The sequence below is a fragment of the Roseburia sp. 1XD42-69 genome, from assembly GCF_003612565.1.
Classification (GTDB): Bacteria; Bacillota; Clostridia; order Lachnospirales; family Lachnospiraceae; genus Roseburia_B.
The window spans coordinates 1-12,842 of sequence record NZ_RAZG01000030.1; the positions used below are offsets into that span (position 1 = coordinate 1).

The window sequence follows — 12,842 nt, forward strand, 5'->3', positions numbered from 1 at the left end:
TCTCCTTTGCTCTTTCACTTGATAGTATAGGTTGTTCAACTTTTTCTGTCCACACTTATATACTAACACCATATTGACAAATACCCGACAGACACAAAGACCTATGCGATCATGAACACAAGACCGGAGGAAAGTGTAAAGCAGGAGGAAACAGAGTGAGGATAGGGCTGATTGATGTGGACGGACACCGTTTCCCCAACCTCTGCCTGATGAAGCTGTCCGCTTACCATAAGGCAAGAGGGGATACGGTGGAATGGTACGACAGTGGGAAATGGTATGACCTTGTTTATATGAGCAGGGTATTTACGGATACTTATTCCAAAGATTATGAAGGGAGCATAAAGGCTTACCATATCATAAAAGGCGGCACAGGGTACGGTCTTGACAATAAGCTGCCGGATATTGTGGAACATATGCACCCAGACTATGGGCTGTACCCGGAATTTGCGGGAACAGCCTACGGCTTTCTTTCCAGAGGATGCCCCCGTGGGTGCGGGTTCTGCATTGTGGGAGAAAAGGAAGGAAGAAAGACAGAAGCGGTGGCTGACCTATCAGAATTTTGGGACGGGGAAAAAGAAATCAAGCTCTTGGACGCAAATATTTTAGCCTGCCTGGATTGGGAGCGGCTCTTAGGACAGCTTGCGGACAGCGGGGCAGATGTTGATTTTACGCAGGGGCTTGACGTGCGGCTGATTACACCGGAAAAAGTGGCGGCATTAAATAAAATCAATACAAAAATGCTGCATTTTGCATGGGATAACCCGGAAGATGACCTGATACCGTATTTTAAGAAGTTTTCAGAGCTGACAACGGTAAAGGACAAACGGAAAAAGCAGGTCTATGTCCTTACAAATTATGGAAGCACCCATGAACAGGACTTATACCGTATTTATACCCTGCGTGATTTGGGGTACAGCCCGTATGTGATGGTGTATGAGAAGCCTTCTGCACCGGAGGAAACCCGGAAGATGCAGAGGTGGGTAAATAACAAGCGGCTGTTTTATTCCGTCAAAGATTTTAAGGATTATGCACCAGGCGGACACAAAAAGGAAGATATTGGATAATAAATAATGGATAAATATGGAGGATTATTGATGGCAGAAAAAAAGAAAAAGCGGGCGGCTGAGTTTGCAAAGGATAAAAATGCTTTTGCGGGCGGCAGTTCCACGAAACGGGGCAGCGATACCAAAAAGGCAAAGCAGAAACAGTCCGGCGTACATCAGCCGAGGGATGCAGATGTAACTTCTGGACATGATGTCAATCCTTCTGCTCAGCAGAAGGATTTGAAGTCAGAACAGTCAAAAACTTTTGGACACGATGCCAGTCCTTCTGCTGTGCAGAAGAATTTGAAATTAAGGAAGAAGCCGGACAGCGGCAGTTTTCAGGAGAATCAGAACAGTTTTCAGCGTGCTGAAAAGAAAACATCAGGACAGAAAACCATGTCCGGTCAAAAAGCAAAATCCGTTCAGAAAAGACGCAAGCCGGGGCAGTTCCAAAAGGAAAACAGTTTTACGGGAAATAAGGAAAAACCGGACAGTGATAATGCGGGAAGTAAAGCGCAGGACGGTTTTTCTAAGGAACAGAATACCTTTACGGAGGATGTCGGAGAGGAACAGACCGGGGAAACAAAAGATTTCAGGGACGATTACCGCCGCAGGGACACTTACCACCAGAAGGACTTGGAGAGCCAGTTACAGATGGCAGAGGATGCGGAGAAAATGAAATTCATTGAGAAGAATAAGATTTCTCTGGACCGCCTGATCCTGCTGAATAAAGTCAGCGAGGAAGAAATTTTAAGCCTGCTCAGGAAAAAAGAGCAGGAGGAACAGCAGACACAGAATATAGAAAGGGAGGCAGCAAGCCATGAACAAAAAAACGAAGTTACGTTATAGGGCGGTGTTATCGCTCATTTTATCCGCAGTATTATTCTGTATGCCTGCAATGGCGTTTTCCATGAACGGGAACAACGCCATTGACGTTAGGGCAGAGGACAGCGGGGAAAGTAGCACAGAGGAAGAAACAGAGAGCAGTACGGAGGAAATCACTACAGAGGAAAGCAGTACAGAGCAGGAAACAGAGGGCAGTACAGGGGAAACTACAGAGGAGCAGACAGAAAGCGGCACAGAGAGCGATACGGAGGACGGAACCGTATCAGGAAATGATGTGCCGGAGCCGGTGTGTACCTGTGAGAAAAAGTGCAGCGCATATGACTGTGACAAGGATTGTGAAGTGTGCGCCGCTGATTACAGGAATTGCGAGTATAAGACACCAAATGTGGTGATCCATATCAACAGTCCGGGCGGGTGGTACAACGAAAAAGCAGCCGTGACATTTTCCGTATCCGATACAGCGCATACAGGCAATTTTGAAGCGGTACAGATACAGGCAAAAGTCGGGCAGAACGGGAGCTGGACGGACGTGACGGAAGATAAAAAACTGGAAATCTCCGAAAACTGTACAGTTTATGTGCAGGTCACAGACCAGAAAGGCAATACATATGAAAGAAGCAGGGCTGTCCGTTGTTTTGACACCACGAAGCCCACGCTCAATGCGGCTGTCAGTGACGGGCTGTTAAGCGTCCAGGTGCATGACACGGATTCCGGTGCAAAGGCGGTCTATGTGAACGGGTATGAGTTTACGGAGCTGACAAACGGCACACTGAATATCCGCTTACAGCAGTTTGACGCAGGGTATGAATATTTTACCATTTCCGCAATGGACAATGCCGGGAATATGTCGGAGGTATATAAGACCAAAAACCCATATTACAAAGACCCTGCGGATGAGAGTGACGAGAACCCGGCAGAGCAGCTCCCGGTCAATGCCGAAGCCACCAAGCCGGGGAACGCCACAGCCACTGTCACGGAGCATACCAAGACAGACGGTGACGGGAATACTGTTTCACAGACACCGGAGGAACAGAAGAAACAGGAATTTGCCAAAGCGGATGCCGCAGAAAAGGCAGAAAGTGGAAATACGGAGAAAGAGCAGTCAGAGCAGGGAAAGGAATTTTATACAATCCAGACCGCATCGGACAAGGTTTTCTACCTGATCATTGACCGTGACGGGGAGGAGGAAATGGTGTATTTCCTTACGGAGATTACGGAAAATGACCTGTTAAATGCAACTTCCGACAACAGCGAAACCCTGCCGAAAAATTCTGCTGCATTAGAATCTGCAATCCCGACAGAAGATAGCGCCCTGCCGAACAATAACGGGGAAAAGCCGGAAGATACAGAGCAGACGGAGGAAGATACCGAAGAAACGGAGAATACGGAAGATACAGAAAGCACAGAGGAAACCGAACCGGAAGAAAAAGCGGAGGAGCCGAACCCGGTCATTTCCTATATCCTCATGGGCGCACTTGCAATAGCCTTTATCGGCGGCGCTTATTATTTCAAAGTAGTCCGCAAGAAAAAAGAGGATTTCATTGAGGACGAAGATGAGGACGAGGAAGATGAGGAGGAATTAGAGAACGAAGATGACGAACCGGAGGACGGTTCCAAAGATGATTTTTTTGAGGATGAGGAGGAGTAGCTGGCAGCATGGGAGAAAAGAAATATTCTGTTATTCTGGCGGACCCTCCCTGGCATTACAGGGTGTATTCTAAAAAGGGTATGGGAAGAAGTGCAGAGAGCCATTATCCCACTATGGACATAGAAGATATAAAGGCGCTTCCGGTTGCTGACATTGCAGACAAGGACTGTGCCTTATTTTTATGGGTAACATTCCCCTGCCTTTTGGAAGGACTGGAAGTGATAAAGGCATGGGGATTTACCTATAAGACAGTAGCGTTTGTATGGGTAAAGCAGAATAAAAAGAGTGACTCGCTCTTTTGGGGCATGGGATACTGGACACGCAGCAATGCAGAGCTTTGTATCTTAGCAACAAAAGGCACACCAAAGCGTGTTAATGCAGGGGTGCATCAGGTAGTTGTGTCACATATTGAAGAACACAGCAGAAAACCAATAGAGGTGCATCACAGGATCAGCCAGCTTATGGGAGATGTGCCAAAGATAGAACTGTTTGCCCGGAGAAAAACAGACGGGTTTGATGTATGGGGAAACGAAGTAGAATGTGATATTGAACTGACAGGAGGTAAAAAAAATGCAGTTAGTGGTAACTGAAAAACCGGGCGTGGCACAGGCAATTTCCCGTGTGATCGGCGCAGGTGAGAGAAAAGACGGGTACATGGAGGGGAACAATTATATTGTTTCATGGTGCATCGGGCATCTGGTTGAGCTTGCACAGCCGGATGCCTATTCTGATACATGGAAAAAGTGGAGTTATGAGAGCCTGCCCATGATACCGGAGGAATGGCAGACAGAAGTAAAAAGCGGTACAGCGGCGCAGTACAAGGTGTTAAAGGGGCTTATGCACAGGGAAGATGTGACGGCTGTGATTTGTGGGACTGACGCAGGGCGTGAGGGAGAGCTTATCTTCCGCCTTGTGTATGAGATGGCAGGGTGTGACAAGCCCATGAAGCGGCTCTGGATTTCCTCTATGGAGGAAAGCGCAATCCGTGAGGGTTTTGAAAACCTGCGTCCGGGAAGCGATTATGATAACCTTTACCATTCCGCACTTTGCAGACAGAGGGCAGACTGGCTTGTAGGACTGAACGGCACAAGGCTCTTTACGGTTTTATATGGCGGAAAAGTATTAAAGGTTGGCAGGGTGCAGACACCGACGCTTGCAATGCTGGTGGAGCGTGAGGAAAAGATCAGGAATTTCAAGAAAGAGCAGTATTATATGGCGCATATCCTGATGGACGGGATTGATGCGGCAACGGAGAGGGTTGATGACAAGGCACAGGCAGAAGCTATTGCTGCAGCGTGTGAAAGCAAAGCCGCCACGGTTCTTTCTGTCATAAAGGAAAAGAAAACGGTGCAGCCGCCGAAGCTCTATGACCTCACTACATTACAGAGGGACGCAAACCGTTTATTCGGCTTTACCGCAAAGCAGACTTTAGAGTACACACAGAGTCTTTATGAGAAAAAGCTGGTCACATATCCCCGTACTGACAGCCAGTATTTATCAGACGATATGGAAGATACGGCAAGGGCTGTGATCGGGGCGGTTTACAAAGCGGTTCTCTTTGAGGAACAGACCGGGGCAGAGCCGGATATAAAAAGAGTAATGGACAGTAAAAAAGTGACAGACCACCATGCAATCATTCCAACAATGGAGATTACAGTCACTGACCTTTCCGCCGTGCCGGAGGGGGAAATGAAGATACTTTCCCTTGCCGCAAACCGCTTACTCTGTGCCACAGGGGAAAAGCATGAGTATGAAACGGTCAAAGCAGAGTTTGGCTGTAACGGCGCTGTCTTTACAGTTTCAGGGAAATCCATAACAAGAAATGGCTGGAAAGACTTTGAAGCAGCTTTCAGACGTTCCTATAAAACATCGGAAGATAAGGAAAAAGAGGAGAAAAAGCTGCCGGAGCTTTCGGAGGGAATGGTCTTTGAAGGAGTGCAGACAAAGGTAACGGAGCATTTCACGCAGCCGCCGAAGCATTTTACGGAAGTGATATGCTGTCAGTGTGGGGCGTGGAAAGCACCCCGAAAGAAAGGAGCAGGATAAAATGAAGAACAAGGACAGCTTAAAAATTACAGCACTTTACGAGAGATTATCAAAAGACGATGAGCAGAGCGGGGAAAGCAACAGTATCACAAATCAGAAGAAGATACTGGAAGATTATGCGGAAAAGAACGGTTACGCCAACCTCTCCCACTACACTGATGACGGTTGGAGTGGGGCGAGTTTTGACCGCCCGAACTGGAAACGCCTTGTTGAAGATGTGGAACAGGGCAAAATCGGCACAGTGATTGTAAAGGACATGAGCCGGGTAGGGCGTGACTACCTGCAGGTAGGATTTTATACCGAGGTATTGTTCCGAGAAAAGGGAGTGCATTTCATAGCAATTTCAAACGGAGTGGACAGCGAAAAAAGGGAAAGTGCGGAGTTTGCGCCATTTTTGAACATCATGAACGAATGGTATGTGCGTGACACAAGCAGGAAGATTACCACTGTCTTACGGGCAAGGGGAATGACGGGAAATGCCCACACATCTAACCACTGCCCTTACGGTTACAAAAAGGACACGCTTGACAGCACCCATTGGGTAATTGATGAACCCGCAGCCGAAGTTGTCCGCAGGATATTCCGATTGTGCATTGCAGGAAAAGGACCGTATGACATAGCGAGGATACTCCATGATGAAAAAGTCGAAAGACCGTCCTACTACATGGGGAAACGGGGATTAGGCACGCACTGCACCACCTATGACACCGAAAACCCTTATATGTGGCGTGGGAGTACAGTTGCCACTATCCTCTCCAAACCCGAATACATGGGGCATATGGTCAACTTCCGCACCTATAAGGAAAGCTATAAGGACAAGAGGGCAAAGAAAACCCCAAAAGAAGAACTTGTAATCTTCAAGAACACCCAAGAGCCGATTGTTGACGAGGAAACATGGAACATGGCGCAGGAACTCCGCAAGACAGTCCGCAGACCAGATATTTTAGGGGAGGCAAACCCACTGACAGGCAAGATGTTTTGTGCTGATTGCGGGGCGAAGATGTATAACCACCGCCACAGGACGGCGAGGTATAGGAAAGACATCTACACCAAAGGCAAAGGACGCTGGATTGCTCCCGAAGATGATTATAACTGCTCCAACTACAACTTAGGCAGGCAGAAATACAGACAACAGTGTTCCTCACATGGAATACAGACAAAGGCGGTCAATGCGCTTGTCCTTGAAACGATAAAGGAAACGTGCAATTATGCGGTAGCCAACGAGGGCGAGTTTAAGGCGGTTATCTGCAAACTGTCCTCTGACAGAAAAGCAGACGCAGGAAAGACCGTCAGACAGCGGATAAAAAAGAATGAAAAGCGTTATGATGAAGTGAACCGTCTGATAAAGAAACTCTATGAGGACAACATCAGCGGAAAACTAAGCGACAAACGTTTTGACGCAATGCTGAATGACTATGAAACCGAACTTGCGGAACTGGAAAACAGCCTTGAAACGGACAATGCGGAACTGGAAGAAATCAACACCGACAGGGAGAACGCAGACCTCTTTATGGAGCTTGCAAAAAAGTATACCGATTTTGAAGAACTTACTCCTGCCATGATTAACGAGTTTGTATCAAAAATCGTAGTCCATAAAGCCGAGGGCATAGGGGCGGACAGGACACAGGAAGTGGAGATATTCTTAAACTATATCGGCAAAATCGAGATACCCCATGAGGAAACTGAACTGACCGAGGAAGAAAAGGCACAGCAGGAAAAAGAGCGCATACGGTTGGAGAAAAAGCGGGCGTGCAACCGTAAATATATGGCGAGAAAACGGGAGGAAATACGCAGGGAACGGGAAAAAGAACTTGCTGAAAAAGCAGATTAACAGAGAAAAGGAACTTCCCCAAAGAAAAGGCTATGACATTAACGGTTATAGTCTTTTTTCGTGCGGTAATTACCGTATGAAATGAACCCCTATTCTCCCAAGCGGAGAAATATCCGTCAATGATATTCCGCAATCCAATCTCCCGACAATTAGCGGGAGAAAATCATTTATCAGCACCGAAACCAATCAATCATATCAATCAATCCATATCACAGGAGGGCAAAGACCATGAATAAAAAGCAGGAACAGCAGATTTTGGGCTATTACAGCACCACCGACAAATATATCCGCAGCAGGACACACTCAAATGCGCATCAGACTGTATTTACCAAAAAAAACGACAAATACCAGTGGCTTGTGTTGGAACAGAAAAGCCAGTGCGAAGTAGAGGTAAGGCAGACCGACAGTCATGGAACAATCACAGCGAGGGATAATTACGAACTGACAAGGAATATCCCTAAGTGCGTGGGCGTGGAGCGTTTATGTGAGGGTGCAAATTTTCAGATACCTTTCAACGCTGATGAAATCAATTTAATCTATCAGTTTGGGGAACAGAGCAAATCGGAAACGTGCGCCAGTTTATCCGCTATTCTTCCGCAGGTAAAAGACAGTAACACAAAGCAGACAGTAAGCGATACATTAAAGAAATTAAATGCTTTGTCAGAGGAAACGTGTGCGGAACTGACCGCCACCACCAAAAGACGGAAACTGACCGAGCGTGACCATTCCATAATGGCAAGGTTAGCCAGAGCAAAGGAACAGGCAAAACAGCCGACAGTTGCCGAGGGAAAACAGCACAGAACCCACAGCAAAGGAAAGGGGGATATGGCATTATGAAACTTTCACGATACGAACAGGAAACGGTTGTCAATTACAATGCAGGAGAACAGACCGCCACCCTCTATACAAGGGATAAAGCGGTTATGAGAAAACTTGACACGCTTACTGCCGACTTCCCCGACACATACAAGCTGACAGGGCAGGACGAGGTATCTAAGACCTATTCATTTCCAAAATCATATGTCAGCTACCGCAAGCCGAGAAAATTGAGCATGGAACAAAGGAAACAGGCACAGGAACAAATGAATAAAATAAATATGAATAACTGAATGATGATTTCATGAAAAATCTTTAATCGTTTCCTTTCTGTTGACTTTCATGCGCATGTTAGTGTATGATATATATGCGCATGAAAGTGAGGTGATAAAGTGGCGCAAAAGAAAATGGGACGTCCACCTAATGGCGATAAGCCCATGAAAGACAGGATATTTGTCTTAGTCGATGATGACACAAAGGAAAAACTGGAACAGTGCAAAAAAGCACTGGAAACCACAACGTCTGATGTTGTCCGTCGTGGTATCGACAAGGTGTATGACGAACTGGAAAAATAACGGAGGCGGCGAACCCCTGTAAAGAATTGCGCCACCTCACACTGCGCCCACCTGCAAGGCAGACCGCGTAAATATTATACACTACACGTTTTTGTCTTGCAAGTGGCGCATGGAGTAAAACAGAAAGGAAACAGATAAAAGTATGGGAAAAATTTTAGACGCATTTTTAGATGACCAGCTTCATGTAAACGCTGTAACCGCAAAAAGAACAAGACACCACCAGTATCTATGTGAACAGATTGAAATACTCCATAACAAACTTGCAGAAAATCTGAATGACGAGGATAAGGCACTGCTACAAAAATTTGCGGACACATACTTTGATGAAAGCTGTTGCGATGCGCATAGCTACTTTGTCAGAGGGTATCGGTTGGGTGTCCTTATGACTATGGGGGTATTTGAGGGGCAGGACAGTTTCTTAGGAAATGATGAATAAAATAAACTGAATATCGGTGCTTATGGTGGCGGTTTATCCTAACGGAAAATCAGCCACCTTTTTATTTTCAGAAATTACCAACACAGCATAGAAAGAATGAGGTATCAGAAATGATTGAAAGCAAAAACGACACAAGCAAAAACTTAGAAAAGGCATTGCAGGCATTGAAACAGGCGCAACAGCGTGTAGCCAACGAAAAGAAAAAGCAGAACGAGAAGAAACGCAAAGCAGAGAACCACCACAAGTACATCATGGGCGGTATTATCGTGAAGTATTTCCCCGACTGTTACAGCTATGACGAGGGCGAATTAAACCGTATCTTATCGGTTGCCTTGCAGACAAGGGAGTGTCAGCAGATTATATCTAAAATCAAGTCAGAGAACCGAGAAACCACTCCCCCACAATCCACTATTGCTAATGCCGAGAACGAAAGCGAGGGCGATACAGAATGACAAAAGCGGGGACACTGGAAAGCCGAGGTAACGTATTCACCCAACTTGTTGGGTGCGCACAGATATACCACCAGAGGTGGTATGTGCGCTCTCCGAGGGGCAAGTTTCACTTGCATGGACTCCTGCGGAGGGCATTGTCTGTCTTGCGACAGCCAAAAGGGGAAACGACAATTCCCCTTCGCAGGCTGCGCCTGCTACCCTTTAGTGAACTTTGCGTTCAGACAAAAGCCAAAGTGCGGCTTTTATCTGCCCACAAAGTCTATGGGTGCGTCCCACTACCCTATCGGCGGAATGTAGGTGCTTTGTATGGGTAATGTCACGAAACAGGCAAGCACACGTTTCTCCATAGTCAAGCGGAGCAAGGGGCAGTCGGCAGTTGAGAAAGCGTCCTACATCAGCAGGAGCGTTCTTGTGAGTGAATATGACGGGCAGACCTACCGCCCGAAATACCATGAAGATTTAGTCCATAGCGAAATCACTCTCCCACCCAACGCCCCCAAAGAATATGCAGACCGAGCCACTTTATGGAACGCTGTTGAACTGTCAGAGAAAGGGCAGAAATCACAGCTTGCAAGAATGTTAAAAGCGTCACTCCCCAACGAATGGAGTTACGAACTTGCAGAGGAAGTCGTGAGGGATTACGTTCAGAGGAATTTTGTTGACAAGGGTATGTGCGCTGATTGGGCAATCCATGACAGCGAGAACGATAAAGGACAGCGCAATCTCCATATCCATGTTTTACTTACCATGCGCCCTATTGCGGAAAACGGGGAATGGGGAGCAAAGACAAAAAAGGTTTATGTCCTTGATGAAAATGGGGAGCGTGTTCCCCTTATTGATAAAAAGACAGGACAGCAGAAAGTGGACAAGCGAAATCGCAAACAGTGGAAGTGTCAGACCGTAGAAAGTACCGACTGGAACAGCCAAGAGAACGCCAAGAAGTGGCGCAAGGATTTAGCCGACACAATCAATGCCACCAATGAGCAGTTGGGGATTGCAGTTCACTGGGAACACCGTTCTTTTAAGGAGCAGGGAATTGACAGAGAGCCTACAATCCATATCGGGGCGGTTGCCAACGCTTTAGAGCGCAAGGGAATACAAACCGAGCGGGGAAATATCAATCGGGGAATCATCAAGAACAATATGCTGTTGGAACAGGCAAAAGAAATGCTCATGCTTGCCAAGCAGGAACTTCACAGCGCACAGTATGCCAAGATTAAAAATACGGCGGTCAGCGTAAAGAATGAAGTCATGGAAATGATTGCAAAAGTGAGGGAGCGTAAAGGCAGGCTTGACTTGCCGATTGTCAGCGGAAAGCACCTAAGAAGAATATCCGATAGAACCGCCTTGCAGTCAGCCGACAATGCGGAGAAATTCATCACGACAAGGAAGATAGACAGTTTTGAGAGCCTTGCGAAATTTACAGCGGATAGGGAGCAGAAATACCAACAACTTGAAACAGTACATCTTTCAAAGGGGCAGAAACTAAACCGATTAAAGGAACTGTCAAAAATGTATGCCCTCTTTGCGCCAATCCAAGCCACCTATAAAGAAAGCCAATCGCTCAAAGGATTTGCGAAAATGAAATACGATAAGGAGCATAAGGACAGCCTATCGAAGTACCCCGAATTAAAAGAGCGTATGCAGAGCCTTTTACAGAACGGCGAGAAGATAACGCCGAAACAGTGGAAAGCGGAAATACAGTCCTTACAATCCGAATATGACAATATCGGCAAAGAGCAGACCAAGACCGTCACAGAGTTAGCCTATGCCGAGGTAATCAGCTATAACAGGAAGAACCTTGAGAGGGAACTTCAGAACGAGAGCCGACAGCATAACAGACAACAAAGCAAGACTAAGCGGAGGGAGGAAGAAATTTAATGAAAATCTGATAGAAAAATGAGTGTGATTGTGGTATTCTATTAGCGATACAAATCGGAATTTATCAGAAAATGAGGAATAGTTGAAATGGAGGCGCTATAATAACATGAAGATTGAAGGGAACCAGAAAGAACTGGATGCAATGGTAGAATTTCATAAGGGAAACCGTGTCGAGGGACTGAGACTGCAAGAAGAATTTGCAGCGGAATTTCGTAAGGAGTATAAAGACAAAGATCACTGTCCTTGCCTGAAAGCCTGTCGTTATCACGGAAACTGTAAGGAATGTGTAGCAATCCACAGAGCGCATCAGGAACATGTTCCTAATTGTATGCGACCATTGATTAATAAAAAATTGAAATTGATGTCAGAATTAACAGAGCATACCTTGGCAAATGAAATAGAAGCTCCACATGAGATTTTAAGAAAATAGGCAAGTCAAATTCCCGTTTATTGGGAAGTCGCAGAGAACGAAAAATCGGAAGTTTACAGCGAGGTGAAAGAGGATATTATGCAGTATTCAAAGGAAGAAAGTAAAGCAATCTGGAATCAAAACGCTGAATTTTGGGATTGTGCAATGGGGGATGAATCAAATGATTTTCACAGAGAAGTTGTCCGCCCCAAAGTAACAGAGCTTCTAAATCCTGATCCAACAGACTATATTTTAGATATTGCCTGTGGAAATGGAAATTATTCTGCATATCTTGCAGAAAAAGCTGTCTCTGTTTTGGCTTTTGATTATAGTGAGAAAATGGTGGAACTGGCAAAAAAGCGCCAAAAACGGTATGCTGATTACATTGAGTTTTGTGTAGCAGACGCCACGAATGAAACAAGTCTGATGGCATTAAAAAGAAATAAGCCGTTTACAAAAGCAGTCTCCAATATGGCGGTCATGGATATTACCGATATTAAGCCGCTTTTTACCTCTGTTTATAAATTGCTTGAGGATAACGGAGTATTTGTATTTGCGACACAGCACCCCTGTTTTGTAACGCTTACAGAAAAATATATGACGCCGCACAGCTATTACGATATTGCGATTGAAGGACAGCCGCAAAAACAATGTTATTATCATCGTTCTTTACAGGATATTTTTAATCTGTGTTTTGATACCGGATTTGTCATAGACGGATTTTACGAAGAATGCTATTTTAATAAAGAAATCCCGGATATTATCATTGTCAGAGCCATAAAAATTGAGAGGTAGATAGTAGATTTGCCATTTCCTGTAATTGTAAAAAACTTAAATGATGGATATTCCGGGGATGCAG

At 45.7% G+C, this 12,842-nt stretch carries 14 protein-coding genes; all 14 read left to right on the forward strand.

From position 1 onward, the window contains the following. Positions 1 to 155 precede the first annotated feature (155 nt). The 14 genes from D7Y06_RS14190 (at position 156) to D7Y06_RS14260 (ending at position 12,778) form a co-directional block, all read left to right on the forward strand. On the forward strand, positions 156 to 1,064 hold the full coding sequence (locus D7Y06_RS14190) for a hypothetical protein (protein WP_120408436.1): 909 nt from the start codon (positions 156 to 158) through the stop codon (positions 1,062 to 1,064). A 30-nt stretch (positions 1,065 to 1,094) separates the two neighbouring features. Continuing rightward, the gene (locus tag D7Y06_RS27110) at positions 1,095 to 1,892 is read left to right on the forward strand and encodes a hypothetical protein (RefSeq protein WP_243119330.1); all 798 of its coding nucleotides are present in this window, start codon (positions 1,095 to 1,097) and stop codon (positions 1,890 to 1,892) included. Further along, on the forward strand, positions 1,864 to 3,537 hold the full coding sequence (locus tag D7Y06_RS14200) for a CD1107 family mobile element protein (RefSeq protein WP_120408437.1): 1,674 nt from the start codon (positions 1,864 to 1,866) through the stop codon (positions 3,535 to 3,537). The genes D7Y06_RS27110 and D7Y06_RS14200 overlap by 29 nt, the downstream gene beginning before the upstream one ends. A gap of 8 nt (positions 3,538 to 3,545) precedes the next feature. Continuing rightward, positions 3,546 to 4,127 (forward strand): MT-A70 family methyltransferase, encoded by a 582-nt coding sequence (locus D7Y06_RS14205; RefSeq protein WP_120408438.1) that lies wholly within the window; start codon positions 3,546 to 3,548, stop codon positions 4,125 to 4,127. Continuing rightward, positions 4,108 to 5,583 (forward strand): DNA topoisomerase, encoded by a 1,476-nt coding sequence (locus D7Y06_RS14210; RefSeq protein ID WP_120408439.1) that lies wholly within the window; start codon positions 4,108 to 4,110, stop codon positions 5,581 to 5,583. Before D7Y06_RS14205 ends, D7Y06_RS14210 begins: the two co-directional genes overlap by 20 nt. A 1-nt stretch (position 5,584) precedes the next feature. Continuing rightward, positions 5,585 to 7,414, forward strand: coding sequence for a recombinase family protein (locus D7Y06_RS14215; protein WP_120408440.1), 1,830 nt, complete (start codon positions 5,585 to 5,587; stop codon positions 7,412 to 7,414). 228 nt (positions 7,415 to 7,642) lie between these two features. Further along, complete coding sequence (locus tag D7Y06_RS14220; protein WP_120408441.1) at positions 7,643 to 8,251, forward strand: transposon-transfer assisting family protein; 609 nt, start codon at positions 7,643 to 7,645, stop codon at positions 8,249 to 8,251. Next, the gene (locus D7Y06_RS14225) at positions 8,248 to 8,523 is read left to right on the forward strand and encodes a hypothetical protein (protein WP_120408442.1); all 276 of its coding nucleotides are present in this window, start codon (positions 8,248 to 8,250) and stop codon (positions 8,521 to 8,523) included. Before D7Y06_RS14220 ends, D7Y06_RS14225 begins: the two co-directional genes overlap by 4 nt. Before the next feature lie 99 nt (positions 8,524 to 8,622). Continuing rightward, positions 8,623 to 8,805, forward strand: coding sequence for a CopG family transcriptional regulator (locus D7Y06_RS14230; RefSeq protein WP_120408443.1), 183 nt, complete (start codon positions 8,623 to 8,625; stop codon positions 8,803 to 8,805). Between the two features lie 142 nt (positions 8,806 to 8,947). Next, positions 8,948 to 9,241, forward strand: coding sequence for a DUF6809 family protein (locus tag D7Y06_RS14235; RefSeq protein ID WP_120408444.1), 294 nt, complete (start codon positions 8,948 to 8,950; stop codon positions 9,239 to 9,241). 110 nt (positions 9,242 to 9,351) lie between these two features. Next, the gene (locus tag D7Y06_RS14240; RefSeq protein WP_120408445.1) at positions 9,352 to 9,693 is read left to right on the forward strand and encodes a hypothetical protein; all 342 of its coding nucleotides are present in this window, start codon (positions 9,352 to 9,354) and stop codon (positions 9,691 to 9,693) included. Between the two features lie 306 nt (positions 9,694 to 9,999). Next, complete coding sequence (locus D7Y06_RS14250; RefSeq protein WP_120408447.1) at positions 10,000 to 11,574, forward strand: MobA/MobL family protein; 1,575 nt, start codon at positions 10,000 to 10,002, stop codon at positions 11,572 to 11,574. A gap of 106 nt (positions 11,575 to 11,680) precedes the next feature. After that, positions 11,681 to 12,004, forward strand: a complete 324-nt coding sequence (locus D7Y06_RS14255) for a hypothetical protein (RefSeq protein WP_004613237.1) — start codon at positions 11,681 to 11,683, stop codon at positions 12,002 to 12,004. 78 nt (positions 12,005 to 12,082) lie between these two features. Further along, positions 12,083 to 12,778, forward strand: a complete 696-nt coding sequence (locus tag D7Y06_RS14260) for a class I SAM-dependent DNA methyltransferase (protein ID WP_120408448.1) — start codon at positions 12,083 to 12,085, stop codon at positions 12,776 to 12,778. Positions 12,779 to 12,842 lie beyond the last annotated feature (64 nt).

What these genes read in the sequence shown, in the direction of transcription:
- D7Y06_RS27110 (WP_243119330.1), top strand. Translation starts at nt 1,095, where the DNA reads ATGGCAGAAAAAAAGAAAAAGCGGGCGGCTGAGTTTGCAAAGGATAAA.
- D7Y06_RS14200 (WP_120408437.1), top strand. Translation starts at nt 1,864, where the DNA reads ATGAACAAAAAAACGAAGTTACGTTATAGGGCGGTGTTATCGCTCATT.
- D7Y06_RS14205 (WP_120408438.1), top strand. Translation starts at nt 3,546, where the DNA reads ATGGGAGAAAAGAAATATTCTGTTATTCTGGCGGACCCTCCCTGGCAT.
- D7Y06_RS14210 (WP_120408439.1), top strand. Translation starts at nt 4,108, where the DNA reads ATGCAGTTAGTGGTAACTGAAAAACCGGGCGTGGCACAGGCAATTTCC.
- D7Y06_RS14215 (WP_120408440.1), top strand. Translation starts at nt 5,585, where the DNA reads ATGAAGAACAAGGACAGCTTAAAAATTACAGCACTTTACGAGAGATTA.
- D7Y06_RS14220 (WP_120408441.1), top strand. Translation starts at nt 7,643, where the DNA reads ATGAATAAAAAGCAGGAACAGCAGATTTTGGGCTATTACAGCACCACC.
- D7Y06_RS14225 (WP_120408442.1), top strand. Translation starts at nt 8,248, where the DNA reads ATGAAACTTTCACGATACGAACAGGAAACGGTTGTCAATTACAATGCA.
- D7Y06_RS14235 (WP_120408444.1), top strand. Translation starts at nt 8,948, where the DNA reads ATGGGAAAAATTTTAGACGCATTTTTAGATGACCAGCTTCATGTAAAC.
- D7Y06_RS14240 (WP_120408445.1), top strand. Translation starts at nt 9,352, where the DNA reads ATGATTGAAAGCAAAAACGACACAAGCAAAAACTTAGAAAAGGCATTG.
- D7Y06_RS14250 (WP_120408447.1), top strand. Translation starts at nt 10,000, where the DNA reads ATGGGTAATGTCACGAAACAGGCAAGCACACGTTTCTCCATAGTCAAG.
- D7Y06_RS14255 (WP_004613237.1), top strand. Translation starts at nt 11,681, where the DNA reads ATGAAGATTGAAGGGAACCAGAAAGAACTGGATGCAATGGTAGAATTT.
- D7Y06_RS14260 (WP_120408448.1), top strand. Translation starts at nt 12,083, where the DNA reads ATGCAGTATTCAAAGGAAGAAAGTAAAGCAATCTGGAATCAAAACGCT.